This window comes from Streptomyces sp. NPDC052107 (assembly GCF_040680215.1).
Classification (GTDB): domain Bacteria; phylum Actinomycetota; class Actinomycetes; order Streptomycetales; family Streptomycetaceae; genus Streptomyces.
The window spans coordinates 1-23,108 of record NZ_JBFAWG010000030.1; the positions used below are offsets into that span (position 1 = coordinate 1).

Below are 23,108 nucleotides of genomic sequence, written 5' to 3' on the forward strand. Positions count from 1 at the left end.
GTGGACAGACCACCCTCGGTACCACCGGCCCGCCCGGAGACACGCCTGATACCCCCGGGCGTGCCGACGATCTCGTCGTGCGCCTTCGAACCGGGTGACCGGGTGCCAGGGGCAGGCGCAGCCCGCGGTGGATGTCCATGGCGGCGGACGAGTTGTTGAGCGTGATGTAGTGCAGGCCGGGGGCGCCCTCGTCGAGCAGTCGCTGGGCGAGTTCGGTGGCGTGGTCCACGCCGATGCGGTGGGACTCGCGCGGGTCGGACCGCGCCGTCCGCAGGCGCATCGCGAGATCGTCGGGAAACGAGGCGTTGCTGAGGCCGGCGAATCGGCTGATCCGGTCGTAACGAGTGGCGGGCATGATCTCGGGGATGACAGGCGTGTCGCATCCTGCGGCCGCGAGCCGGTCGCGCAGCCGGAGATAGTGCTCGGCCCGGAAGAACATCTGAGTGATGGCGTAGTCCGCGCCGGCCCGGCACTTCGTCACGAAATGGCGGATGTCGCTGTCCCAGTCGGGCGAGCGCGGATGCCGCTCGGGGAAGGCTGCCACACCGATGCTGAAGTTGCCGCATTCGCGGATGAGTTCCACGAGTTCCGCGGCGTGGTTCAGCCCGCCCGGGTGGGGGATCCATGGCCCTTGCGGGTCGCCGGGCGGGTCTCCTCGCAGCGCGAGCACGTCACGGATGCCGGCGTCGGCGTAGCGGCCGATGATCGCGCGCAGTTGCGCCTTCGAGTGGCCGACCGCCGTGAGGTGGGCCACGGCGCGCAGCGTCGTGTCCTCCGTGATCCGTTCGGTGAGGGCGGCGGTTCGTGCCCTGGAGGATCCGCCTGCTCCGTATGTCACGGACACGAAAGCCGGGTCCAGGGATTCGACACGGCGCAACGCACTCCACAGGGCTCGCTCGCCTGTGGCGGACCCGGGCGGGAAGAACTCGAACGAGTACGACCGGTGGCCGGCCGCGATCAGTTCGGCAGGACCCCGTCGGATCGTTGCCGCAGGCGCGAGGGCCAGGGTGGGTGCGGTCATGAACGTTCGTCTCCTGACGGCAGGTCCGTAGCCGCACGGACGTCTGGGCCGTATACGGCCGCCAGCAGTGCGCGCAGGCGTGCCGGGGAGGCGGCGTAGGTCTGGGTGCCGACGAAGGAGAGGGCGAGTGCTGCCAGGGCGGATCCCGACCGGGCACAGGCCACGGCGGGCCGGCCCATGGTCAGCGCGGCCAGGTATCCGGCCCGGAAGGCGTCTCCGACCCCGGTCGGATCGGCGACCGTCGCCGCCGGGACTGCGGGAACGTCGAGGGCGGGGTCATCGGCACGTTCGATGCGGCTGCCCTTCTCGCCGAGGGTGGTCACCCAGGTGCCGACCCGCTTCAGGACGTCGGCTCGCGTCCAGCCCGTCTTGGCGAGCAGCAGTCCGTGTTCGTATTCGTTGGTGAACAAGAGGTCGGCACCGTCGACCAGTTCGCGAATCGCCTCGCCGTCGAGCCTGGCGAGCTGCTGGGACGGATCGGCGACGAAGGCGAGGCCATGGGTGCGGCAGGCGCGGGTGTGGCGCAGCATGGCGTCGGGCTCGTCCGCGCCGATGTGGACGAGGTCGACGCCGCCATGGTCGCGGACGACGTCGACCAGGTCGATGGCGGATGCTTCGGTCATCGCTCCCGGGTAGAAGGAGGCGATCTGGTTGCCCGCCGGGTCGGTGGTGCACAGGAAGCGGGCCGTATGGCGTGTGGTGGAGGTGTGGACCCCTGAGACATCCACGCCCCGCTCGGCCAGCCGCCGGCCGTAGGGGTCGAAGTCGGCACCGACGGCACCTACCAGGAGCGGGCAATGTCCGAGGGTTGCCAGCCCGTAGGCGATGTTGGCGGCTACGCCTCCGTCCCGGATCTCGAGGGTGTCGACCAGGAACGACAGCGAGACGTGGTCCAGCCGGTCGGCCAGGAGCTGGTCGGCGATGCGGCCGGGGAATGTCATCAGGTGATCGGTGGCGATGGAGCCGGTGACGGCGATCCTCATCTCAGCACCCCGCTGCGCGACGCAGGGCATCCACACGATCGACGCGCTCCCAGGTGAAGTCGGGCAGTTCGCGTCCGAAGTGGCCGTAGGCCGCGGTCTGGGCGTAGATGGGCCTCAGCAGGTCGAGGTCGCGGATGACGGCGGCCGGGCGCAGGTCGAAGACCTGCTGGATGGCGCACTCGATGGCCGTCTGCGGCACGGTGGCGGTGCCGAAGGTCTCCACGAACAGCCCGACCGGATCGGCCTTGCCGATGGCGTAGGCGACCTGGACCTCGCAGCGGCGGGCGAGCCCGGCGGCGACGACGTTCTTGGCGACCCAGCGCATCGCGTACGCGGCGCTGCGGTCCACCTTGGACGGGTCCTTGCCGGAGAAAGCGCCGCCGCCGTGGCGGGCCATGCCGCCGTACGTGTCGATGATGATCTTCCGCCCGGTCAGGCCGGCGTCGCCCATCGGACCGCCGATCTCGAACCGGCCGGTGGGGTTGACCAGCAGCCGGTAGCCCTCGGTGTCCAGCTCGATGCCGTCGGCCGCCAGTCGTGCGAGTTCGTGCTCGACGACGTGCGAACGGATGTCGGGGGCCAGCAGGCCTTCGAGATCGACGTCGGCGGCGTGCTGTGCGGAGACGACCACGGTGTCCAGGCGGACCGCCCGGCTGCCCAGGTACTCGACGGTGACCTGCGTCTTGCCGTCCGGACGCAGATACGGTGCGATGCCGTCCCTGCGGACCTGGGAGAGCCGGTGCGAGAGCCGGTGCGCCAGCTGAATGGGCAGAGGCATCAGTTCCGGCGTCTCGTCGCAGGCGTACCCGAACATCAGTCCCTGGTCGCCCGCCCCTTGCGTCTCCAGGGCGTCATCGGCCTCGCCGGCCGGGTCCACGCCCCGCGCGATGTCCGGGGACTGGGCGCCGACCGAGACGGACACCCCGCAGGAGCGGCCGTCGAAGCCCTTCTTCGAGGCGTCGTAGCCGATGTCGAGGACCGCCTCGCGGACCAGACCGGGGATGTCCGCGTACGCCGTGGTGGTCACCTCCCCGGCGACGTGGACCTGGCCGGTGGTGATCAGGGTCTCCACGGCGACCCGCGACCGCGGGTCCTCCTTGAGGAGGGCGTCGAGGATCGTGTCGCTGATCCGGTCGGCGATCTTGTCGGGGTGGCCCTCGGTCACGGACTCCGACGTGAACAGGCGGCGGGACATGACTCTCCCTGGGGTCGCAGCGGCTGCTGACTGTTGGTTGGTCGGTGTGCTCTGGTGGGGTGCCGGGCCGGAGAGCTCCTCGGGGGGACGTAGGGGCTCTCCGGCCGGTAGGAACGCGGACAGGGCCGACGAGGACCGATGGCCGGGCTTCTGTCGGCGGGCAGCGGCATCGACGGGGACTGCCCTCCGCGTCCCGCGCGGGGGACGGAAGCGTTATCGGCTTCCGTCGGACACGGCGACGACGGCCTGCGCGAGTCTCACGACGCGTTCGGCCTGGACGCGGGCAGCGTTGCGGGTGATCTCACCGACCGGTGCGGTGCCGCCGGCGTCGTGGTGCGCGGTGCCGTAGGGGTTGCCGTCGACGAACTTGTCCGGGTGGGTGAATCCGGGGGCGACGACGATTCCGCCGAAGTGGTGGAAGGAGTGCATCAGGGCCAGCAGCGTGGACTCGTTGCCTCCGTGCGGGCTGCCCGTGGAGGTGAAGCCGCTGTAGACCTTGTCGGCCAGTTCGCCTTTGCGCCAGGCACCGCCCAGGGTGTCGATGAACTGCTTGAGCTGGGCGGAGATGTTGCCGAACCGCGTCGGTGACCCCATGAGAACGGCGTCGGCCCACAGGACGTCCTCGGCCTCGGCCACCGGGACCTCGGCCGACGCCGCGGCGTGGGCGGCCCACGCGGGATGGGACTCGACGACGGCCTGCGGCGCCAGTTCCCGGACTCTGCGCAACCTGACCTCGGCGCCCGCCTTCTCGGCCGTCTCCGCCATCTCGTGAGCGATGTCGGCGACATGGCCCGTTGCGGAGTAGTAGATGACGGTGACCTTCACCGCGGCCGTCATGGCGGCGCTCACCAGTCCGCCAGGTGCAGGATCTTCACCGGCTCCTCGGCCCTTGCCCCGGTGGCGGCGGCCGGGTAGGCGAAGGCCCGGTTGTAGTACACGAGCGGTGTCCGGTCGTCCGCGTAGGTGTCCACCACGCGGCCGATGAGGATGCTGTGATCCCCCGCGTCGACGATGGAGTGCATCGAGCAGGCGACGCGGGCGCAGGCGCCGTGCGAGCCGGGCAGCCCGAGTTCGCAGGTCGCCATGTCGCCCGCGGCGAACCGGTCGACTCCGGACTGGGCGAAGCGCCGCGCGACTGCGTCCTGACCGCGCGCGAGCACGTTGATCAGGAAACGGTCGGCGGACGTGAACGCTTCGTGCGTGCTGGCGGTCTTGTTCAGGCAGACCAGGACGAGGGGCGGGTCCAGGGAGACGGAACTGAACGAATTGGCGGTGAATCCCCAGCGTTTGCCGGTGCCGTCGATCGTGGTCACCACGGTCACCGGTCCGGGAACCCTCGCCATCGCATGCGTCAGAGCTGGGCGTTCCATCGTGTCCTCTCCGGTTCGTTGCAGGTCAGGGCTGGAGTCGGCACGTACGCCACCCGTGGTCCCAGCGGTCGTAGCGCAGCCTGCGGTGCAGTCGCTCGGAGTCGGCGCACCAGAACTCCACAGCGACAGGAGTCAGCCGGTACCCGACGAAGCGGGCCGGGCGGGGCAGCGGAGTGCCGGCAGCTCCCACCCGGGCCGCTTCGGCTCGCAGGTCCGCCACGGCCGCCATGTCATCGAGCGGTTCGCTCTGCCGGGAGACGGAGGACATGGAGTGCATGGGGATCGGCCGGCCGAACCAGAGGGCGTCGGAATCCGCGTCGCCGAGCTGTGACACCGGGCCGGAGAGGATGAGTTGCTGGCCGGTCTCCCGCCAGTAGAGCAGGCCGGAGGCCCATCCGGTGACGGCGAGTTCGCGGCCCTTCTGGCTGGTGCTGTGGCTGGCGAAGACCAGCCCGCGGTCGTCGACTTCGGTGAGGGAGACGATGCGGCTGGAGGCCCGTCCCCGGCTGTCGGAGGTCGCCAGGGCCAGCGCGCGGGGCTCCCGCACGCCGCGCGCGGTGGCCTCGGCGATCCACTGGTGGACCAGCGGCATGGGGTCGGCCGGTGGGTTGTCGTACTCGGGGAAGTCGATGTCGACCTCGCCGGTGAGGCTTTCGAACTGGCTCGTGTTCACGTGGTCCTCGCTAGACGTAGAGGGTGCCGCGGGCTGCTATGGCGCCGTGGCCGCCGACCTGCACGCTTCGGACGCGATCGCCCGCGCCGTCCGCGGTCGCCAGCATGAGCGAGGGACGGCCCATCTCGACGCCCTGGAGGATCTGGTGCCTGTCCCCGTACGCGCCGAGTCCGTGCCGCGCCAGGTGGACGGCGAGAGGACCGGCGGCTGAGCCGGTCGCCGCGTCCTCGACGACTCCGTAGGCGGGCGAGAACATCCGTGTCCGCCAGTGGGTGCCTTCGCCGGCGAAGCAGTTGACCGCCATGTCCGGGAAACGGCTCAGGGCACGGTGGTCCGGCGTGAGGGCCGAAAGTTCGGCAACACTCCCGATCCCCACGAAGACGTGCCGCGGACCGTTGCGGTAGATCTCGACCGGCGCTGTGGAACCCTTGACCCCGAGCGCTTCCAGCAGCTCTGCGCGGTGCTCGTACGGCTCCCACGTGGGGATCGGCTGCTCCATCCGCGCTGATGGGATGCCCTCGTCGTCGTGGAGTTGGAACGGGAAGACCCCCATGGCGGTCTCCAGAAGGAGCCGGTCCTCCTTCAGGGTGTGGCCCAGGGCCACTGCCGTACCGAGCAGGGGATGGCCCGCGAACGGCAGCTCGTTGACGGGCGTGAAGATGCGGATCCGGGCGTCACCTCCCTGCTCCGGCGGCAGGACGAAGGTGACCTCGGACAGGTTCATCTCCCGGGCGATGCCTTGCATCAGCTCGGCGGTCAGGTCGGCGGCGTCGAAGAAGACGGCCACGGGATTGCCTTCGAGCGGACGGCGTGCGAAAGCGTCCACCACTATGTATTCGTGCACTGTGTCTCGTTCCCCCGTGTGGATGTGAGCGGTGTCGTGGCCGACGCGAACACGGGTCCGAGCCCCTGCAGCTCGCTGAGGGCGTACGCCCCTTCGACCGTGGCCTCGACGTCGAAACTGGTCCGATGAGTGGGCGGGCGGCCGATCAGTTCGGCGGCGCGGTTCGCCGGGAGGTCGGCCGGACGATCCGACTCCCAGAGCATGACGGCGCCCCAGCGGTTGTGCTGTCTGTCCGCCATCCAGAACTTCAGCCGCAGGCCTGGGACTTCGCGCCAGGCCTCGACGGTGCCGTCCCGCAGGTGCTCCCGCAGGGAGTCGATGGTCTGCGGGGATCCGTCGAGCTCCCACCATGCGATGTCAACGCGCACGGCCGAGCACCTCTCGGATGGTCTGTCCGACGATGCGCGGCCCGTCCACGGTGAGGACCGACTCGGCGTGGAACTGCATCGAGGCGAAACCTGGCCCGCGGAGGGCGTGCACGTGACCGGTTCCCTGGTCACGGCTCACTTCCACCAGGCCGATTTCCTCGACGTCCAGCTTGTCCTCGGCGCTGCGGGCGGCGAACGTGTTGTAGAAACCTACGCGTTCGCGGTGGCCGAACAGGTCGATCTCCCGCTGCACCCCCTGGTTGGGAACCTCCCGGCGGACGAGGTCGAGGCCAAGGGCCAGGCTGAGCACCTGATGGCTCAGGCACACGGCGACGAAGGGCCGCCGCTGCTCCAGCAGGCCGTCGATCGCCGAACGGAGATGACCGATCTTGGGGTCGTCGGCAGCACGAGGGTCACCGGGACCGGGTCCCATCACGACGAGGTCGTAGCCGTCGGACTCGTAGGCCTCGTCGAAGCGGCTGACCGTCACGTGGACGCCTTGGGCGCGGAGCTGGTGTCCGATCATCGCCGTGAAGGTGTCCTCCGCGTCGATGACCAGTGCGTTCAGGCCGTCCAGCCCGGTGACCGCCGGCCGGCGGCTCGCACTGTCCTGCAGCCAGAACTCGGCGATGCCGGTGTTGCGACGGCTGAGGGCGGCGCGGACCTCCGGGTGCGCGCCGAAGCGGCGGGTGCCTCCGGCCTCCAGGGCGGCAAGGAGCCCCGAAGCCTTGGCACGTGTCTCCGCGACCTCGGAGCCCGGGTCGGAGTGACGCACCAGCGTGGCACCCACACCGATGCGGACCCGGCCGTGTCCGTCGATGTCGGCGGTGCGGATGAGGATGGCGGAGTCGAGCGAGCGTTCACCGTTCACGTCCCGGCCGATCAGGGCGGCCACTCCGCTGTAGTAGCCACGGCCTTCGGGTTCGTATTTGCGGATGACTCGTGCCGCGCTCTCCAACGGGCTGCCGGTGACGGTGGGGGCGAACATCGTCTCGTGCAGGATGTCGCGCACGTCGCGGTGGGTCCGGCCCTCGATGAAGTACTCGGTGTGGGCCAGCCGCGCCATCTCCTTGAGGTACGGGCCCAGCACCCGGCCGCCGCCCTCGCAGATGCGGGCCATCATCTTGAGTTCCTCGTCGACGACCATGTACAGCTCGTCGGTCTCCTTGCGGTCCGCGAGGAACTCGGTGACGCCTTCCAGGGTGGGGCCGGCAGGGGGATAGCGGTAGGTGCCGCTGATCGGGTTCATCACGGCGCTGCCGTCGCTCACCGAGATGTGCCGCTCGGGTGTGGCCCCGACAAAGGTGCGCTGCCCGGTGTGGATGAGGAAGGTCCAGTACGCGCCCTGCTCCCGTTCCAGCAGACGGCGGAAGAACCCCAGCGCGCTGCGGAGCGAGTAGTCGCCGATGTCGGCCACGAAGGAGCGCTTGATGACGAAGTTGGCGCCTTCGCCCGTGCCGATCTCGTCCGTGACGACCCGTCGTACGGTCTCGGCGTACCGTTCGTCGTCCACGTCGAAGCCGTGGGCCGTCGTGTGTGTCGGGGCGTTCGGCAGTCGCAGGAGGACCTCGGGCACGGACACCCTGGCCTGACGGGTGACCGACACGGCGATGAGCGGCGCACCGTCATCGGGTGCCGTGAACCCCCGCTCGGTGATCTGCCGGTACGGCACCACGACCAGGACGTCGTGGTCGGTCCGCGGCGATTCGGGCCCCGCCTCGCCGAGGGGGATGTCCGCCAGTGTCCTGGGCAGCGACACGTCGCCGACCAGGATGTCCACGCTGTCCGGCACCCCGCACTCCGGCCGGTGCAGCAGGGCGAACGCGGGCGGTTCCAGGTTCAGCACGCTGCCGAGCAGGTCGCCGCTGCTCATGCGAACACCTCCGTGGACGGGACGACCATCGCGCAGCGCTGGGCCGCGTAGTGGAGCGCGAGCCGATGGTGGTTCTCGGAGAAGTCACCGAGGGCGTCGGCGGCCAGGAACGTCTGGATGTCGTTGGTGAAGGCGTCGAGGGCCGTCGCCAGGATGCCGACGTGTGCGTACACGCCGCAGAGAACGATCTGGTCACGGCCTGCGGCGCGCATGCGCTCCAGCAGGTCCGAACGGAAGAAGGCGCTGTACCGCCACTTGGTGAACGTCCAGTCGTCGTCAGGGGCCAGCTCCGGCGTCACCTGCCGGTCGGCCGGGTCCGCGCGCATGCCCGGGCCCCAGAAGTCCTTCAGCAGCCCTCGCTGCTCGTCCGTCATCCGCCCGGGCTGAGCGGTGTACGCCACGGGCACTCCGAGAGCGGTGCAGCGCTTGCGCAGGGTGGCGGCGTTGTGGACGAGCTCGGTGCGCAGCGGCTCCGGCAGGGCGTTGAGGAAGTAGCGCTGCATGTCGTGGACGAGCAGGACGGCGCGCTCCGGGCGCGGAATCCATTGCGCCAGGTTCTCGGGCAGGCTCTCCGCGGCGGGCAACGGGTACGACGCGATGGGGGGTAGGCCGGCCATCGAGTAACTCCTTTCCAGCGATGTGGCCGAGACAGCGGTGGTGTTCACAGAGCGTCGGACCAGGCCGTGACCAGGGAGACGGCCTGCCGCGAGTTGAGTCGCGGGTCGCAGAAGGTGGTGTGCCGGCCAGTGGCCGAGCCGAGGGCGGAGACGTCGGCGACGCACTCGGTCACGTCGTCCGGGGTGGTTTCCAGGTGCAGGCCGCCGGCCACTCCGCCGGCCGCCGCCACCGCGCGCCGGAAGCCGACGACCTCCCGGGCCAGGGTGGTCAGCAAGCGGGTCTTCCTGCCGTCCGGTGCGGTGACGGTGTTGCCGTGCATGGGGTCGCACATCCAGATCGCGGGATGACCCGCTGAGCGGACCGCCGCGACCAGGAGTGGCAGCCGGTCGCCGACGACGTCGGCGCCCATTCGCGCGATCAGGGTGAGGCGACCGGGCTCCCTGAGGGGGTCGAGACGCTCGCACAGGGACGTGATCTCTTCGACGGTCATGGCTGGGCCGACCTTGCAGGCCACGGGGTTCACGACATCGGCGAGCAGCTCGACATGGGCGCCGTCCAGCTGGCGGGTCCGTTCACCGATCCACGGCCAGTGCGTGGAACCGAGCCAACGCCTGCCGTCTCCGACCGCGCGGAGCATCGGGACTTCGTAGTCCAGGAGGAGAGCCTCGTGGCTCGTCCACACCAGCGGCTCGATGCTCGGCCATGCCCGCAGAGCCGGTGCGCGCCATCCCAGGTGATCCACGATGTCGCCGGCCGCCATGTACCCGGTGAGGATGCGCAGCGGGTCGGGCTGCCTGCTCTCCTGGTCGGGTTCCGGGCTGTTGACCATGTGCCCGCGGTACACCGGCAGAACCAGGTCGCCGACCTGCTCGAAGGAGTTGGAGCGCGGCTTGGCGAACTGCCCCGCGATGCGTCCCACCCGGAGGACGGGCTTGCCGGTGACCATCTTCAGCGTGGTGGCCAGCAGGTCCAGCACGGCGGATTTTCGGCGGACGTGCTCCGCGGTGCACTCCTCCGGGTCCTCCGCGCAGTCCCCCGCCTGCACCACGTGCGCTTCGCCCGCGGCGACGGACGCGAGCAACGACTTGAGGGTGTGTACGTCGTCCACGCGGACCAGCGGCGGGCGGGAGCCGAGAATCTCCCTGACGCGCTGAACCTGTAAAAGATCGTTCCATTCGGGTTGTTGCAGGGCTTTGGCCCGCTGGATTTCGGTTACTGCATGTCCCACGACTGTTCCCCCGTCAGGCGGAGAGGATTTACTGCCGGATCGCGATGGCCCGCGTTTACGCGGATCACCTGTCAGGTGGGGATACCCTCACGCTCGACGCGCGGGACTTCGATTCCCAGGGAGCGGAACTGCTGGCACGGGTTCATGAACTCGCGCTGTTGCTTTATCTTCCCGTTCTCGAACAGGAAGGAGTGGAGGAAGTGATTGCGGTAGTGGCCTTCGGGATATCCGGGGAAGAGGATCTTGCCCTCACCGTCGCATTCGACCCAGAAACGGTCGGGGTCCTGGGTGTCGAAGATCTCGATGTTGATCCAGGCCCAGTCGGGGAAGCACTTGAGCGACCAGACGGCGTGCTCCCCCAGCCGGTCGCGGCCGCGGATGACGATCGGTTCACCACTCTCCGTGGTCCACAGGCCGCCGACGCCGTCCTCCGTGAAGAGGAGGTGCCGCCGGAGCCGGTCCTCGCCGCGGGTGTTCATGTACTGCTCGACGATGGCGCGGTTGTGGTCGCGCAGCTCGGACTCGTCGACGGGTATTCGAGGCTCTGCCATGGGTGTCCTTCGGTGTGAGAGGCGGACGTACGGGTTCGGTCGCGTCTCGGTCAGACGATGAAGCTGATGTCGCGGGGGTCCTGGCCGACCAGAGCGCGGCCGTAGACCTGCTCGGGGATGCCCATGCCGAACCCGGCGTGCCGGCTGCCGACGTTGATGTCGCGCCAGAGCCGCTGCAGCGGATTGGTCTCGTTGAAGGCGGAGGAGCCGTGTGCCGTCAGCAGGGTGTCGACTGCTTCCCGGCACAGCCTGCCGACCTGGGCGGACTCCAGCCGGTTGCGGGCGCGCACGGTCAGATCCGTGTTGATCCCGGCCCGCGCGTACTCGTCGACGGTGTCCGCGATGCGGGCCGCGATCAGCTTGGCCGTGTCGATCTTCGAGGTGGCTTCGGCGAGGTCGAGCTGGAATGTCGGCGACTGGGTCTGGTTCCGGTAGGTGGAGCCCGCCACGGGACGGCTGTGGCCCTTGTCCCGGACGAAGTCGAGGGCGGCTTCGGCCCCGCCGATCAGCGCGCCGATCAGCCCGATGGCGAACAGGCCGGTCAGGCTGTTGCGGTAGGGCAGGTCGGGGTCGACCACACCGTCGGTCTCGCCGTTGAGGATGGGCAGGTAGGGCACCAGCCGGTGGCGGGGCACGAAGAGCCGGTCGGCGACGACGGTGTTGCTGCCGGTGCCGCGCATCCCGGCGAAGTGCCAGGTGTCCTCGATGTCGACCTCGTCGGCCCGCATCAGGGCGAAGTTGATGTCGGGCCGGCCCTCGGCGGTGGGGACGGCGATCAGGGCGCTGATCCACTGGGCGTGCAGGCAGCCCGAGACGTAGGCCCACCGGCCGCTGACGACGACGCCTGTGTCGACGTGCTCGACGTCCGGTGCGGGGAGCCCCAGGACCAGGGCGCACCGGGCGTCGGGGTCCTCGCCCCACACCTCGTCACCGGCGGCCGGAGGGAACAGGGACGCCACGAAGTTCCCGGCGTTCAGCACGCCCGCGATCCAGGCCGCGGAGCAGCACCCGCGGCCGAGTTCGGTGGCGACATCGAGCAGGGTGCGCATGTCCGTCCCGTAACCCCCGTGCCGTCGCGGGGTCATCAGCCGCAGCAGGCCCGACTCGGTCATGGCGGAAACGACGCCTGCGGCAAGACTGCGCTCGCGTTCGCATTCGACGGCATGCTCGGACAGCAGCTCCCGCAAGCCCTCGGCGCGCTTCACGAGCTCGCCGCGGTCAGGAGTCCGTACGACGGTGGAAACCACCGGATTCGACATTCCGAATCATTCCCTTCGGATTTCTCGACACTGGAACGCTAGGTCTCCGAAAACTCTGGAGTCAAGGTCGGAATTCTCGCTTCACCGAGAATTCAATTTCCACGTAAAGGCATGAGTGATCTGCACGGCACCGCGGGGCCGCGTTCGTGATTCCGGCTGTACGGAGCGACAGAAAGACGGTTGCGCCGGTTACCGGGCCTCCGGGGCTCCTCGGTGGCGCAGGTTTCCGAGGACCATCCGTCCGACGGTGACGGGATGGAGCAGGATCGTGGGCGGAGAAAGCAGTGAGCTGACTTTGACGAACTCCTGGGTGAGCGCCGAGTCGTGTTCCGCGGCGCTCAGCAGGCAGCCGAAGAAGGCGTTGGTCATACGCACCGGGAGCGGGCGCGGGCCGGCGACCTCGGGGAGCGACAGGTCGCTGCCGACGGCCATCTGCCAGGCGACCTCGATGCGCCGTGCGGCCGCCTTGAAGAAGCGGCGCGGCAACTGGTCCCCGCCGCGGGCGAGCGCTTCCTGGAGCGCCCCGGCCTGCAGCGCGGCGGCGGACATCCCCTGACCGTAGACGGGGTTGAAGCTGCAGATCGCGTCGCCGAACACGAGGAGTCCGTCAGGGAACCGCTGCAGCCGCTCGTAGCGGCGGCGTACGCTCGCCGGATAGCGGTGCGCGACCGGGTCGTCGAGGGGTTCGGCGGCACAGAGGGCCTCGAAGACGTCGGGGGGGACGATGGGCTTGGCGAAGTCCAGGAACCCGCTCGGGTCGACGGGCGGGTGATGTCCGCCGTAGCCGATCAGTGTCAGCATCCAGTGGTCCTCACCGTGCTGGAGAAACGTGGCGCCGGTGGGCCTTCCCGGGCAGGCCCCGACGATCACGACCTTTCTGCGGCCGAGAGAGCCCGGTGCCACCCTCAGGTTCCGGCTGACGTACTTGATGTCGACGGCGATCCGGTCTTCCCGCGGCTGCTCGTAGCCCAGATCCGCGAGCCATCGCGTGGTACGGCCGCCGCGCCCCGTCGCGTCGACGACCAGGTCCGCGGCGAACCCCTGCTCCGCCGCGTCGTCACGGTGCGCGACGCGGACGCCGGTGACGCGGCGTCCGTCCGGGGAGCTGATGAGTCCCGTCGCCTCGCAGCGGTCGGTGATCTCGACGTTGGGCGACGCCCGCAGCCGGGAACGTACGCGGTCTTCCAGCTGAGGACGGCTCGGCTGATACGTGGGAATGGGGTCGGCGTAGCGGCCTTCCTGGCTCAGGAGGTGGCCTCCCGGGGCGAAGTGCATCTCGGTGGGTTCCCGGACCACCGACACGCCTTCGGCTTCGAACTCCGCCAGCAGACCGGGGAACATCTCCTGGAGCCACTTCGTGCCGGCGGGCAGGATCGCGTGCGCGTGACGGCCCTGGGGCACCCCGCGCCGGTTCTCGGCCGTCTCCGTCAGCACGTCCCGGTCGATCACCGTCACCCGGTCGAAGGTGTCGGACAGCACCCGGGCGGCGAAGAGCCCGCCGATGCTGGCCCCCAGCACCACACAGTGGCTCCCGGGCGCCCGGGACGCGGACTCGCCGGAGCGGCTGCTACTTCGTAAGCGGTACGCCTCCGGGAGGTGGGGGCGTGCGGTGTCGTCAGACATGCGTTTCCTCCGCTGTCCTCGTGGGGTGGTGGGTGGGCCGCAGGAGTCCGCGGTGGCGCGGGCCGGATGGCGGGACGGATGCGGTGCGGCGAGTCGGACCGGCCGACTGCGGGGAGCCTCGGGTGGTCGCGGAGACACCGGTGACGGCGAAGTGAACGAGGGTGATGCGTGCGTCGGTATTGCCGCCGCCCCCTTGGCCGCGAACGTATTCGGCGGGCAGGGATGCCACCCCGGACGTCTCGGCGCGGGTAGCTCCCGCGCGCCGGTTTGACAATCGGCGGGTGAATTCCCTGGAGTGTGTCGGCGACACGGGTGCGTCCGTCTCATGGACCCGGGGACGCCGCTGAGTCATAAGCCGCGGCAGGTCCGTGTCGGGTGTTGACGGAAAGACCTGTTCAAAGACATGGCACGCACGATCCTGCTGCACGATATCCCCCGTACTGAATCCGGCAAAATCGCAGTGCAATGCACCGCATCATTTCAGCCAGAAAAACCACCTGCGATGACGGAGGTCAGGCCGTCATCAACGGAATTCAGGATTCCGGATTCTCTCCCGCCGAGTCCGGGAACTTGGTGATTCCAAAAATACCCGTCAGGCAGCGGACGTTCCGGCGGGGCGAGTGAGCGTGCCGGTGGCCAGCCAGCAGGCCGGGAGTGGTGCCACCGTACGCCCGTGTCCGATCCGGGGGTCGTCGCCCGCGTACACCTCCGCCTCCCAACCGTGGCCGCCCATCCAGGACATGAGGTCGTCGCGAGCGGACAGCCATGAGGCGCCCTGCTCCTCGACGCGCTCCCGCACGGGCCTGCCCGCCTCCTGGAGCATCGCCGCCTGGAGGTGCTCCAGCATGAGCCGGCTTCCTGGGGCGGACAGCTCGGTGACACCGGCCAGGATCGCGTCTCCCGCGGCGTCGGTCAGGTACATCAGGAGCCCTTCGACCAGCCAGACCGTCGGCTGCGACGGGTCGAAACCCGCAGCTCGCAGGGCCGATTGCCAGTCCTCCCGCAGGTCGGCGGCCACGCCGTGGCGCTCGCACCCGAGGGGCAGGCCGGACCGTTCGATCAGGGCGTCCTTGAACGCGGTCATCTCCGGCAGCTCGACCTCGAACCAGCGCGTCCCGGCCGGCAGGTCCAGCCGGACGGTGCGACCGTCCACGCCCGCGGCCAGCGTGACGACCTGGCGGATCCCGCGCCGTACCCCGGAGAGCACCTCGTCGTCGAAGAACCGTGTGCGTACCGCGAAGTACGTGGGGAAGCCGCGCGCGCTGTTGTGGGTCTGCTTGATCACCTCGGCCACATCGGCCAGTACCGGGTCCTCGGCCAGCGCCGAGAGCATCGCAGCGGCGAGCGGGTCCCGGAACAGCGCATCCGGACGCTCGCTTTCCAACTGCCGCATCCACGCGACGAAGAGCGCGGTCTGCCCGACGCCGGCCGAAGGCGTCTTCAACTCGACCATAAAATCCTCCCCAAGATGAGGTCAGTTCACCGAAAAGACGCGGTCTACATTCCTGTAGACGCGAGGCTCGAAAAGGCTCATCGGAATGGCTGGAACATTCGCCTGGCAGATGAAGCTTGAAAGAGAGAGAAGGGGCCGATCAGTGGTTCGCTGCGCACGATGCCGACCAGGTGAGAGTATCGCTGATGAGCGGCTAGCTGATGGAATTCTGCGGGCCTCTGAGGCTGCAATGGTAGCGTGCTCTGCGCTATCTTCGACTTTATTCCACGGAGCAGCCCCCCACTGAAGGATGCGTGCATGCTCGACGACCTGGACCGTGCCCTGATACACGCGCTGCACATAGACGGCCGCGCGCCATTCAGCCAGATCGCTGCCGCACTCGACGTATCGCCCCAGACGATCGCCCGCCGCTACCGACGGCTGCGGGACGAGGCATCGCTGCGTGTCGTCGGCCTCGCGGACCCCCACCGAGCCGGTCAGACACAGTGGCTCGTCAGACTCACCGCCGCGGCGAGCTCCGCACAGGACCTCGCTCACGCCTTGGCCCGTCGACCGGATACGTCGTGGGTGAAACTCACCTCCGGCGGCACCGAAATCGTCGCGATCATCCACACCCCGACCGACGCCGCCGCCGGCAACTCCCTGCTGCTGCGCGACATCCCCCGCACCAACAACATCACGGCCGTGTCTGCTCACTGCCTGCTGCACATGTACCTCGGAGGTCCCACGAACTGGCGCCGGAGCGCGAACACCCTCAGCGAGGAGCAGCAGCGCATCCTGCGTTCGGACGAGGCCGCCGACACCGCATACGTCCCCGTGCCGCGTCAGCTGAGCGACGGGGACGCCGATTTGCTGGTTGCGCTGCAGAAGGACGGGCGTGCCAGTCACGCGGAACTCGCCCAGGCGACCGGCTGGTCCCCCGTCACCGTCGCGCGCCGCCTGGCCGATCTGCAGACAGGCGGCGCCCTCTTCTTCGACGTCGAGGTCGACACCGGGCTGTTCGGCGCCAACACCAGGGCACTTCTGTGGATGTCGGTGAGCCCCGCGCATCTGGATCACGTGGCGACGACCCTGGCGGGCCACGACGAACTCGCCTTCGTCGCCGCGACCACGGGTCCCACCAACCTGGTGGCCCAGGCGCTCTGCCGCGACCCTGCCGACCTGCACCACTACCTCGCCCGGCGCCTCGGCTCCCTCGACGCGATCCACACCCTCGAGACCAGCCCGGTGCTGCAGAACGTCAAGGCCGCGAGCCCGATGATCACGGATCTCGCCCGTACCCGACGGACTGCTCCGGCGTCGCGCGTACGGCCATGAAGCCGTGGTGTGCTCAGACACACCGATGCGGCGACCGTGAGGCCGCCGCATGGACCGCTCAGGAGTGTGGCTCGATCAGTGCTGTGCCCCGGCCTTGTCCGAAGCATCCTTCTCGAGCATCAGCCTGCTGGTGACGAAGCTGACCACCACCAGCGCTACGGCGACCCAGAAGGCGATCTGGACGGCGTGCAGAGCGGCCGAAGGACCGCCGGGCTCTGCGCTGTTGAGGTAGACGCTGCCCAGGATGGCGACCCCGAGCGTGGCGCCCAGCTGCTGCACGGCGTTCAGCAGTCCGGCGGCCGACCCGATCTCCTGCGGCTGCAGCGGCTTGAGGGCGATGGTGAAGAAGGCCGGGCTGAAGAGCCCGACTCCCAGACCCACCACACCCAGCGCGATCAGCAGCGGCTTGGGGTAGGACGTGGGGTCCGCCGCGTGGTAGACGGCGATGGCTGCCAGTGCTCCGAGCAGGAGTACGGCGAGGCCCAGGGACATCATGCGGTGCCCGTAGCGCCGGACCAGATGGGCGCCGGCCACCCAGGAGGCCACGGCCAGGCCCACCGACCAGGGAGCGAGGGTCAGCCCCGCGTTGAGCACATCGGTGCCGAGCCCCAGCTGGAGCTGCAGCACGATGACCATCATCAGACCGTTGGTCACCGCGAAGAACGATGTCGACGTCACCAGGGCGGCCGGGAAACCCCGGTGCGCGAACAGGCTCGGCTCCACCACCGGGCTCCGGCCGGCGGCGGCGACACCGCGCTGGTGCAGCGCGAACACGACCATCACGATCAGACCGGCCACGACGGCCCCCCAGCTCCACGCGGACATCGCGGAGATGTCGGCACCGATGAGGGGATAGACGACGAGCCCGACACCGATCGTGGCCAGGAGCGTGCCAGTGAGATCGAGAGTGGGCCGCTTGGGAGCGCGGTTCTCCAGCAGTTTGGGGCTCAGGGCCAGCACGACCAGGGACACGGGCACGTTGACCAGGAATGTCGCGCGCCACGACGAGCCGAACAGGTCGGCATGGGTCAGGACACCGCCGAGCACCGGACCGCAGACGGCGGCCAGGCCCATCACCGGGCCGATGCTGCCCAGGGCCTTGGACATCTCGTCGCCGGAGAACATGGTCTTGATCAGGCCGATGGTCTGGGGAATGATCACCGCCGCCGCTGCCCCCTGCACCACACGGAAGGCGATCAGGAGACCCACCGTGGGTGCCAGGGCGCAGGCGGTGGACGCGACCATGAATCCCGTGACGCCGACGACGAACAGCCGCCGTCGGCCGGCGATGTCGCCCAACCGGCCACCGGTGATCAACAGCACCGCGAACGGGAGGGTGTAGGCCGTCGTGAACCACTGGATGTCGGACACCGACCCGCCCAGATCGGCGTGGATCGCCGGTGCGGCGACCTGCACGATGGTCGCGTCCAACAGGTTCATGGCCTCACCGAGCAGCAGGGCGGTGAGCGCCAGCCACCGCCATCGGTACGCCGTTGTGGGAGTCGGCGCAAGCACACGCTCAGCAGTCATCGGGGTTCCTCTCCACCGTTGTCGACGCGCCGACCCGATCCCCTGGGATCAGGGCATCGAGTTCGACCACGAGTCAGCGTGGAGGGACGGATCCGGGGCCTCCAGCCAGAGCAGGAAGATGGAGGATTCCTTCCATCGGGGACGCCTGCGGTGGCGATTTCCCACGCGGCGGCCCCGTGCACGCACCCCGGCCGGCGACGCCACGGAGGGGACGCTCAGGCCGGCCCCCGGTGTGAGCTTCCTTCAGCCAGGCGTCTCGGATGGAAGAAATGTTCCAGTGCAGCGCCGTGACTGGAGTCGGCGACCGTGATCGCTCCACGCTGGGACTCCCTGGTCACTCCGTGTGCACCGGGGCTTCACATCCGTGCGTTCTTCCTGTTCAGGAGCGTGAATGGCAGCCCTGCCCGCTACCCAGAGAGAAGTCCGCCTCGCGGCCAGGCCCGACGGGCTTCCGCGGCTGGAGCACTTCACTGTCGTCGAGACACCCCTGGCCCCGCCGGGGGACGGTGAGGTGCTGGTACGCAATGTCTTCTTCCACGTCTTCGCCACGCTGCGCATACTCATCGCGGGTGCAACGCAGGACACGCCGTTCCCCGTGCTCGACGCCGGCGACACCCTCGTCGGGGCGACGATCGGCGAGGTCGTCTCCGCCCCCGAGGGCGGCACACTGCGGCCGGGCGATCTGGTGTCGCACTGGCTGGGCTGGCGTGAGTACGCCGTCGTCCCCACGGATGAGTGCGCGCGGCTGGACACCGAGGCGCTTCCCGACCCGATCACCCACCTTCAGCAGGGCTGGACGGCGTACGCGGGACTGACGCGAGGGGTCGAACTCCGTCCCGGGGACACCGTGTTCGTGTCCGCGGGCGGGAGCGGGATCGGTGCGATGGCCGGGCAGATCGCCAAGCGGCTGGGCGCCGGCCGCGTCATCGCCAGCACCGGCTCGCAGGACAAGGCCGACCGTCTCGTGAACGAGCTCGGCTACGACGCGGCCGTCGTCCGCGGTGCCGCACCGCTCACCGAGCAGCTGGCGAAGGCCGCACCGGACGGCATCGACGTCTTCTTCGACAACGTCGGAGGCGAACAGCTGCGAGCCGCCGTGGAGGTGGCACGCCCGGGCGCCCGCTTCGTCCTGATCGGCGCCCTGTCCGGACAGCTGTCCGAGGACGGCACCGGCACCACCGCACCCGTCGAGCTGGACTCGCTGCCGCTCATCCACAAGCGGATCGTGATGCGCGGCTTCAGCTCGGACGACTTCGACGACAGCAGGGAGTGGACCGAGAGGTTCGGTGCGTGGCTTCGCGCGGGGGACGTGGTCTTTCCCCACGTGCGGATCAAGGGCATCGAACACGCCCCTCAGGCCCTGCTGGAGGTGATCGAAGGGCGGCACGTCGGTGCCGTCATCGTCGAGCTGTAGCTCCGTGCTCCGTTCACCACTCCGGTGCGCCGGCGGAGGCAGCGCGTCTCCGCCGGGGCAGTCCCACTCTCACCTCGTACGCCCAGAAGGAGTTCCCGTGCCGCGAGCCACCACACAGGTCCTCGACCTCCCCCTCGATGTGCGTCCGGAGCCGGACGACCTGATCCAGGCCGCCATGGAGTGGCACTTCAATCCCGACACGGGCTCGCCGTTCTGGCTGGAGCGAGCCAAAACCCTGCACTTCGATCCCCGTAGCGACATCCGCACCCACGAAGACCTCAGGCTCTTCCCCAACGTGGCGGCCGAACTGCGCACCGTCCGTGCCGAGGACCTGATCCCCCGAGGCTACGGCCAACGCCCCGACGTGGTCGGAGTGTTCGAGAGCGGTGGGACCACAGGAGCGCCCAAGCGGGTCGTCCTGCTCCGGGACTGGCTGCGGCGCATGGTCCACTGGAGCAACGCCAACCTCGACGCCCACGGCTTCCCCGCCGGCGCCGACTGGCTCGGCCTCGTCCCCACGGGCCCACACATCGTCGGGGAGTACTTCCGCAGGTCCGCGACCAGCCACGGCCGCCACGGTTTCACCGTCGATCTCGACCCCCGATGGGTGAAGAAACTGATCTCCGGCGGTCAGCGGGTCCACGCCGACGCCTACACCGAACACCTCATCGACCAGGCGGCGTTCGTGCTGCGCACCCAGGACATCGGCGTCCTGACCATCACGCCCCCACTGCTGGAGCGCCTCGCACGCCGTGACGACCTGGCCGAACTCGTCGACGAGAAGGTCCGGGCCATCCGCTGGGGAGGCACCCAGCTGGATCCCGACTCCCGCTACCTCTACAAGACCGAGGTCTTCCCGAAGACGGTCCTGTGCGGCAACTACGGCAGCACCATGATCCTGGGGTTCGCCGGTGAGCGCCCGGGCCTCCCGGAGGACGCCGGCTGCGTCTTCGACTCCTACAGCCCCTACGTGACGTTCCGTGTCGTCGATCCGGAAACGCTCCAACCGGTCGCGTACGGCGATCGCGGCCGCGTCCTGGTCAACCACGTCAGCAAGTCGTTCTTCCTGCCCAACAACCTGGAGCGGGATGTGGCAACCCGGATCGAGCCCCTGGCCGGTCAGGTCGGTGACGCGGTGGCGGACATCGCTCCGGTGGCGACCTTCGAGAACGAGACCGTGATCGAGGGGGTCTACTGATGGCGAACCCCGACGCCGATGCGGTGCAGCTCGACGCCCTCGGGCCGCAGGGCGCGTTCAGGTCCCGCAGCCGCACGGCCGTCCACGATGTCGCGGGCCGGGAGGTCGCCGAACTGAGCCTGGTGCCCTCCCTGTTCGTCGACCGCACGATGAAGTCCCTGCACCGGGCTTCCACTCCCCCCGTCGACGACCGGATCGGGATGATCAGCCGCGCCGCCGACCTCTTCGCGACCGCCACGCTGAGTGACCAGTCGGCCGAGGCGTACGAACACCTGGTCAGTCGCGTCGGCGGGATACCGATCTCCGTGGTGCGGTCGACCACCCGGGCCATCGCGGCCCGGATGAAGAAGGCCCACCACAGCGTGGAGCGCGCCCGGCCGACCGGAGCGGTGAGGCGTTGGGACGACCCGCTGACCCGTACCGGCCGCGCGGTGTGGACACGGCGCGGAAGCGTCTTCGCCGTGCACGCTGCCGGCAACCACCCCGGGCCGCACAGCCTCTGGCCGGAGGCGCTCGCGCTGGGCTACCGCGTCGCCGTCCGGCCCTCCCGGCGCGAGCCCTTCACGCCGCACCGGCTGGTCACCGCACTGCGCGCCGCCGGCTTCGGCAACGACCAGGTGGCACTGCTGCCCACCGACCACGCCACCGCTGACGCCCTGCTGCGGGGCGCGGACCTGGGGCTGGTCTACGGCGGCGACGACGTGGTGCGCAAGTACGCCGCGGCCCCCTCGGTCCTGCCGCAGGGTCCTGGCCGATCGAAGATTCTCCTGACCGAGGAGATGAGCTGGCGGGACCATCTCGACACGATCGTCGACTCGGTCAGCGGCAAGGGCGGCACGGGCTGCGTCAACACCACCGCCGTCTTCGTGGCAGGCGACCCGGCTCCGCTCTGCGAGGCGTTCGCCGAGCGCCTCTCCTCCGTGCCCAGCCTGCCGCCCGAGGATCCCCGGGCGGTCTTCCCCGTCCAACCGCTCGCGACGGCCAAGGCATTCGAGGCGCACCTGCTCCACAAGGCGTCGGGGGCCAGGCCGTGGCTCGGCGGCGACGGCGTCATCGACGAACTGGGCGACGGCAGCGCCGTACTGCGCCCCGCCGTCCATCAGCTCGACCGGCCCGACGCGCCGCAGGCTTCCGTCGAGCTCCCCCTTCCCTGCGTCTGGGTCGCTCCGTGGACGCGTGAGGCAGGCATCGGGCCACTGCGGAACAGCCTCGTCCTGACAGCGATCACCCACGATGCCCACCTCGTCGAACAGTTGCTGGAAGATCCGTCGATCAGCAACGTCTACGTAGGAGATCACCCGACACACTGGATGGAGTCCGGCATGCCGCACGACGGCTATCTCGCCGAGTTCCTGATGCGCTGCAAGTCGGTGATCAGGGGCTGACCGTCGACCGTGGCGGCGAACGCTCGCCGCCACGGTCGACGGCGACAAACTCCTCCCCTTCGACTTCCGGGCCGCCGGACCCGGGTCCAGACCGAGCGGAGCACCGACGTGTGCAGGCATCGCCTCCGGCGACTCGCCGCGGCCTGCCACGCGGTGCGTGAAGGATGGTGTGCGAATGCTCGACGACCTCGATCGCGCCTTGATCCATGCGCTGCACATCGACGGACGTGCCCCCTTCACACAGATAGCCCACGTACTGTCGGTCTCCCCGCAGACGGTCTCCCGTCGTTACGACAGGCTGCGCGAGCACGCCGCGCTCCGCGTCGTAGGGTTGCCCGACCCCCATCTGACGGGCCATGAGCAGTGGTTGCTGCGGCTGACCGCCGCCCCCGAGACCGCACTGGATCTCGCCCATGCACTGATCCGGCGCCCGGACACATCGTGGGTCTATCTCACCGGTGGCGGCACCGAGATCGTCGCGGTGCTCGAAACCCCGCTCGGTACGGCGCACGGCCACTCCCTGCTCCTGCACGAGCTGCCCCCCAGTGTCGGGCTCAGCGCCGTGTCCGCCCACCATCTGCTGCACACCTATGTCGGCTGGCGTACCCCGTGGCGCATGAGCGCCAATGCCCTCAGACCACGACAGCTTCGCCTGTTGGGCGGCGCGAAACCCACCAGCCGCAACGAGCCCCTCTCCCCGGAGCGGTACCGGCAGGTGCGGCTCTCCCCCGCGGACCACGCCTTGATGGAAGCCCTGCGGCAGGACGGCCGAACAGGTGTCGGCGACCTCGCCGCCACCACAGGCTGGTCGCCCGCGACGGTGTCGCGTCGGCTGGACAGCCTCCGCGACTGCGGAGCGATCTTCTTCGATGTGGAGATCGATCCCGCGCTCCTGGGTGGCAGCGCCAGGGTCCTGCTGTGGATGGCAGTCGCTCCCGCCCATCTCGACGAGGTGGCCACAACCTTGGCCCACCATGAGGAACTCGCCTTCGTGGCCCACACCACCGGTCCCACCAACCTCGTGGCTCACGCCCTGTGCAGGGACACCGCAGGGCTGTACCACTACCTCACCCATGGCCTGGGCTCGGTGAAGGCAATCCGCACCCTGGAGACGGCGCCCGTCCTGCGGACCCTCAAAGCTGTCGGCACCATCGCATCGACGCCCGTGCCATCCCGCCACGGATAAGAACAGGGACTTCATCGTC

Annotated in this window: 21 protein-coding genes; 5 read left to right on the forward strand and 16 right to left on the reverse strand. The window is 69.4% G+C overall.

Translation table 11 applies throughout. The annotated features are described in order from the left end of the window. The 15 genes from metF to AB0M27_RS27285 all read right to left on the reverse strand — a co-directional run. Positions 1 to 1,021, reverse strand: a 1,021-nt coding sequence (gene metF, locus AB0M27_RS27215) for a methylenetetrahydrofolate reductase [NAD(P)H] (RefSeq protein ID WP_365725009.1), incomplete at its 3' end; no start/stop codon positions are given. Beyond that, positions 1,018 to 2,004: a carbohydrate kinase family protein gene (locus AB0M27_RS27220; RefSeq protein ID WP_365725010.1), complete on the reverse strand. Its 987-nt coding sequence runs from the start codon at positions 2,002 to 2,004 to the stop codon at positions 1,018 to 1,020. The genes metF and AB0M27_RS27220, both read right to left, overlap by 4 nt. Before the next feature lies 1 nt (position 2,005). Further along, on the reverse strand, positions 2,006 to 3,199 hold the full coding sequence (gene metK, locus AB0M27_RS27225; protein ID WP_365725012.1) for a methionine adenosyltransferase: 1,194 nt from the start codon (positions 3,197 to 3,199) through the stop codon (positions 2,006 to 2,008). A gap of 213 nt (positions 3,200 to 3,412) precedes the next feature. After that, positions 3,413 to 4,036 (reverse strand): NAD(P)H:quinone oxidoreductase, encoded by a 624-nt coding sequence (gene wrbA / locus AB0M27_RS27230; protein ID WP_365725015.1) that lies wholly within the window; start codon positions 4,034 to 4,036, stop codon positions 3,413 to 3,415. Between the two features lie 8 nt (positions 4,037 to 4,044). Continuing rightward, complete coding sequence (locus tag AB0M27_RS27235; RefSeq protein ID WP_365725017.1) at positions 4,045 to 4,569, reverse strand: flavin reductase family protein; 525 nt, start codon at positions 4,567 to 4,569, stop codon at positions 4,045 to 4,047. A gap of 25 nt (positions 4,570 to 4,594) precedes the next feature. Beyond that, the gene (phzG, locus tag AB0M27_RS27240; protein ID WP_365725019.1) at positions 4,595 to 5,242 is read right to left on the reverse strand and encodes a phenazine biosynthesis FMN-dependent oxidase PhzG; all 648 of its coding nucleotides are present in this window, start codon (positions 5,240 to 5,242) and stop codon (positions 4,595 to 4,597) included. 10 nt (positions 5,243 to 5,252) lie between these two features. Beyond that, positions 5,253 to 6,086 (reverse strand): PhzF family phenazine biosynthesis protein, encoded by an 834-nt coding sequence (locus AB0M27_RS27245; protein WP_365725020.1) that lies wholly within the window; start codon positions 6,084 to 6,086, stop codon positions 5,253 to 5,255. Further along, complete coding sequence (locus AB0M27_RS27250) at positions 6,071 to 6,454, reverse strand: hypothetical protein (protein ID WP_365725023.1); 384 nt, start codon at positions 6,452 to 6,454, stop codon at positions 6,071 to 6,073. Before AB0M27_RS27250 ends, AB0M27_RS27245 begins: the two co-directional genes overlap by 16 nt. Continuing rightward, positions 6,444 to 8,327 (reverse strand): anthranilate synthase family protein, encoded by a 1,884-nt coding sequence (locus tag AB0M27_RS27255; RefSeq protein WP_365725024.1) that lies wholly within the window; start codon positions 8,325 to 8,327, stop codon positions 6,444 to 6,446. Before AB0M27_RS27255 ends, AB0M27_RS27250 begins: the two co-directional genes overlap by 11 nt. Then, a complete protein-coding gene (locus tag AB0M27_RS27260; protein WP_365725026.1) occupies positions 8,324 to 8,944 on the reverse strand; it encodes an isochorismatase family protein in 621 nt (206 codons plus the stop codon). The genes AB0M27_RS27255 and AB0M27_RS27260 overlap by 4 nt, the downstream gene beginning before the upstream one ends. 44 nt (positions 8,945 to 8,988) lie before the next feature. After that, a complete protein-coding gene (locus tag AB0M27_RS27265) occupies positions 8,989 to 10,173 on the reverse strand; it encodes a 3-deoxy-7-phosphoheptulonate synthase (RefSeq protein WP_365725028.1) in 1,185 nt (394 codons plus the stop codon). A 71-nt stretch (positions 10,174 to 10,244) separates the two neighbouring features. Then, positions 10,245 to 10,724: a PhzA/PhzB family protein gene (locus tag AB0M27_RS27270; RefSeq protein WP_365725029.1), complete on the reverse strand. Its 480-nt coding sequence runs from the start codon at positions 10,722 to 10,724 to the stop codon at positions 10,245 to 10,247. A gap of 50 nt (positions 10,725 to 10,774) precedes the next feature. Beyond that, positions 10,775 to 11,983: an acyl-CoA dehydrogenase family protein gene (locus AB0M27_RS27275; RefSeq protein ID WP_365725031.1), complete on the reverse strand. Its 1,209-nt coding sequence runs from the start codon at positions 11,981 to 11,983 to the stop codon at positions 10,775 to 10,777. 189 nt (positions 11,984 to 12,172) lie between these two features. Further along, positions 12,173 to 13,606: an FAD-binding monooxygenase gene (locus tag AB0M27_RS27280; RefSeq protein ID WP_365725033.1), complete on the reverse strand. Its 1,434-nt coding sequence runs from the start codon at positions 13,604 to 13,606 to the stop codon at positions 12,173 to 12,175. A 592-nt stretch (positions 13,607 to 14,198) separates the two neighbouring features. After that, on the reverse strand, positions 14,199 to 15,059 hold the full coding sequence (locus AB0M27_RS27285) for an SAM-dependent methyltransferase (protein WP_365725035.1): 861 nt from the start codon (positions 15,057 to 15,059) through the stop codon (positions 14,199 to 14,201). Positions 15,060 to 15,356: 297 nt separating this feature from the next. Between AB0M27_RS27285 and AB0M27_RS27290 the strand changes: the two genes are divergently transcribed. Beyond that, positions 15,357 to 16,376 carry an Lrp/AsnC family transcriptional regulator gene (locus AB0M27_RS27290; protein WP_365725037.1) on the forward strand — a complete coding sequence of 340 codons (1,020 nt, stop codon included), beginning with the start codon at positions 15,357 to 15,359 and terminating at the stop codon, positions 16,374 to 16,376. Positions 16,377 to 16,451: 75 nt separating this feature from the next. Here AB0M27_RS27290 and AB0M27_RS27295 read toward each other — a convergent pair whose 3' ends face one another. Beyond that, positions 16,452 to 17,906 carry an MFS transporter gene (locus AB0M27_RS27295; protein WP_365725039.1) on the reverse strand — a complete coding sequence of 485 codons (1,455 nt, stop codon included), beginning with the start codon at positions 17,904 to 17,906 and terminating at the stop codon, positions 16,452 to 16,454. A 391-nt stretch (positions 17,907 to 18,297) separates the two neighbouring features. Between AB0M27_RS27295 and AB0M27_RS27300 the strand changes: the two genes are divergently transcribed. From AB0M27_RS27300 to AB0M27_RS27315, 4 genes are all read left to right on the forward strand, one after another. After that, positions 18,298 to 19,320, forward strand: coding sequence for an NADP-dependent oxidoreductase (locus AB0M27_RS27300; RefSeq protein WP_365725041.1), 1,023 nt, complete (start codon positions 18,298 to 18,300; stop codon positions 19,318 to 19,320). A 97-nt stretch (positions 19,321 to 19,417) separates the two neighbouring features. After that, positions 19,418 to 20,518: a phenazine antibiotic biosynthesis protein gene (locus tag AB0M27_RS27305; RefSeq protein ID WP_365725043.1), complete on the forward strand. Its 1,101-nt coding sequence runs from the start codon at positions 19,418 to 19,420 to the stop codon at positions 20,516 to 20,518. Beyond that, positions 20,518 to 21,903 carry an aldehyde dehydrogenase family protein gene (locus AB0M27_RS27310; RefSeq protein WP_365725045.1) on the forward strand — a complete coding sequence of 462 codons (1,386 nt, stop codon included), beginning with the start codon at positions 20,518 to 20,520 and terminating at the stop codon, positions 21,901 to 21,903. The genes AB0M27_RS27305 and AB0M27_RS27310 overlap by 1 nt, the downstream gene beginning before the upstream one ends. A 175-nt stretch (positions 21,904 to 22,078) precedes the next feature. Further along, positions 22,079 to 23,089, forward strand: coding sequence for an AsnC family transcriptional regulator (locus tag AB0M27_RS27315; protein WP_365725046.1), 1,011 nt, complete (start codon positions 22,079 to 22,081; stop codon positions 23,087 to 23,089). The last annotated feature ends 19 nt before the right edge of the window (positions 23,090 to 23,108 follow it).

What these genes read in the sequence shown, in the direction of transcription:
- AB0M27_RS27275 (WP_365725031.1), bottom strand. Translation starts at nt 11,983, where the DNA reads ATGTCGAATCCGGTGGTTTCCACCGTCGTACGGACTCCTGACCGCGGC.
- AB0M27_RS27270 (WP_365725029.1), bottom strand. Translation starts at nt 10,724, where the DNA reads ATGGCAGAGCCTCGAATACCCGTCGACGAGTCCGAGCTGCGCGACCAC.
- wrbA (WP_365725015.1), bottom strand. Translation starts at nt 4,036, where the DNA reads ATGACGGCCGCGGTGAAGGTCACCGTCATCTACTACTCCGCAACGGGC.
- AB0M27_RS27315 (WP_365725046.1), top strand. Translation starts at nt 22,079, where the DNA reads ATGCTCGACGACCTCGATCGCGCCTTGATCCATGCGCTGCACATCGAC.
- AB0M27_RS27295 (WP_365725039.1), bottom strand. Translation starts at nt 17,906, where the DNA reads ATGACTGCTGAGCGTGTGCTTGCGCCGACTCCCACAACGGCGTACCGA.
- AB0M27_RS27285 (WP_365725035.1), bottom strand. Translation starts at nt 15,059, where the DNA reads ATGGTCGAGTTGAAGACGCCTTCGGCCGGCGTCGGGCAGACCGCGCTC.
- AB0M27_RS27280 (WP_365725033.1), bottom strand. Translation starts at nt 13,606, where the DNA reads ATGTCTGACGACACCGCACGCCCCCACCTCCCGGAGGCGTACCGCTTA.
- metK (WP_365725012.1), bottom strand. Translation starts at nt 3,199, where the DNA reads ATGTCCCGCCGCCTGTTCACGTCGGAGTCCGTGACCGAGGGCCACCCC.
- AB0M27_RS27290 (WP_365725037.1), top strand. Translation starts at nt 15,357, where the DNA reads ATGCTCGACGACCTGGACCGTGCCCTGATACACGCGCTGCACATAGAC.
- AB0M27_RS27300 (WP_365725041.1), top strand. Translation starts at nt 18,298, where the DNA reads ATGGCAGCCCTGCCCGCTACCCAGAGAGAAGTCCGCCTCGCGGCCAGG.
- AB0M27_RS27255 (WP_365725024.1), bottom strand. Translation starts at nt 8,327, where the DNA reads ATGAGCAGCGGCGACCTGCTCGGCAGCGTGCTGAACCTGGAACCGCCC.
- AB0M27_RS27260 (WP_365725026.1), bottom strand. Translation starts at nt 8,944, where the DNA reads ATGGCCGGCCTACCCCCCATCGCGTCGTACCCGTTGCCCGCCGCGGAG.
- AB0M27_RS27220 (WP_365725010.1), bottom strand. Translation starts at nt 2,004, where the DNA reads ATGAGGATCGCCGTCACCGGCTCCATCGCCACCGATCACCTGATGACA.
- AB0M27_RS27310 (WP_365725045.1), top strand. Translation starts at nt 20,518, where the DNA reads ATGGCGAACCCCGACGCCGATGCGGTGCAGCTCGACGCCCTCGGGCCG.
- AB0M27_RS27235 (WP_365725017.1), bottom strand. Translation starts at nt 4,569, where the DNA reads ATGGAACGCCCAGCTCTGACGCATGCGATGGCGAGGGTTCCCGGACCG.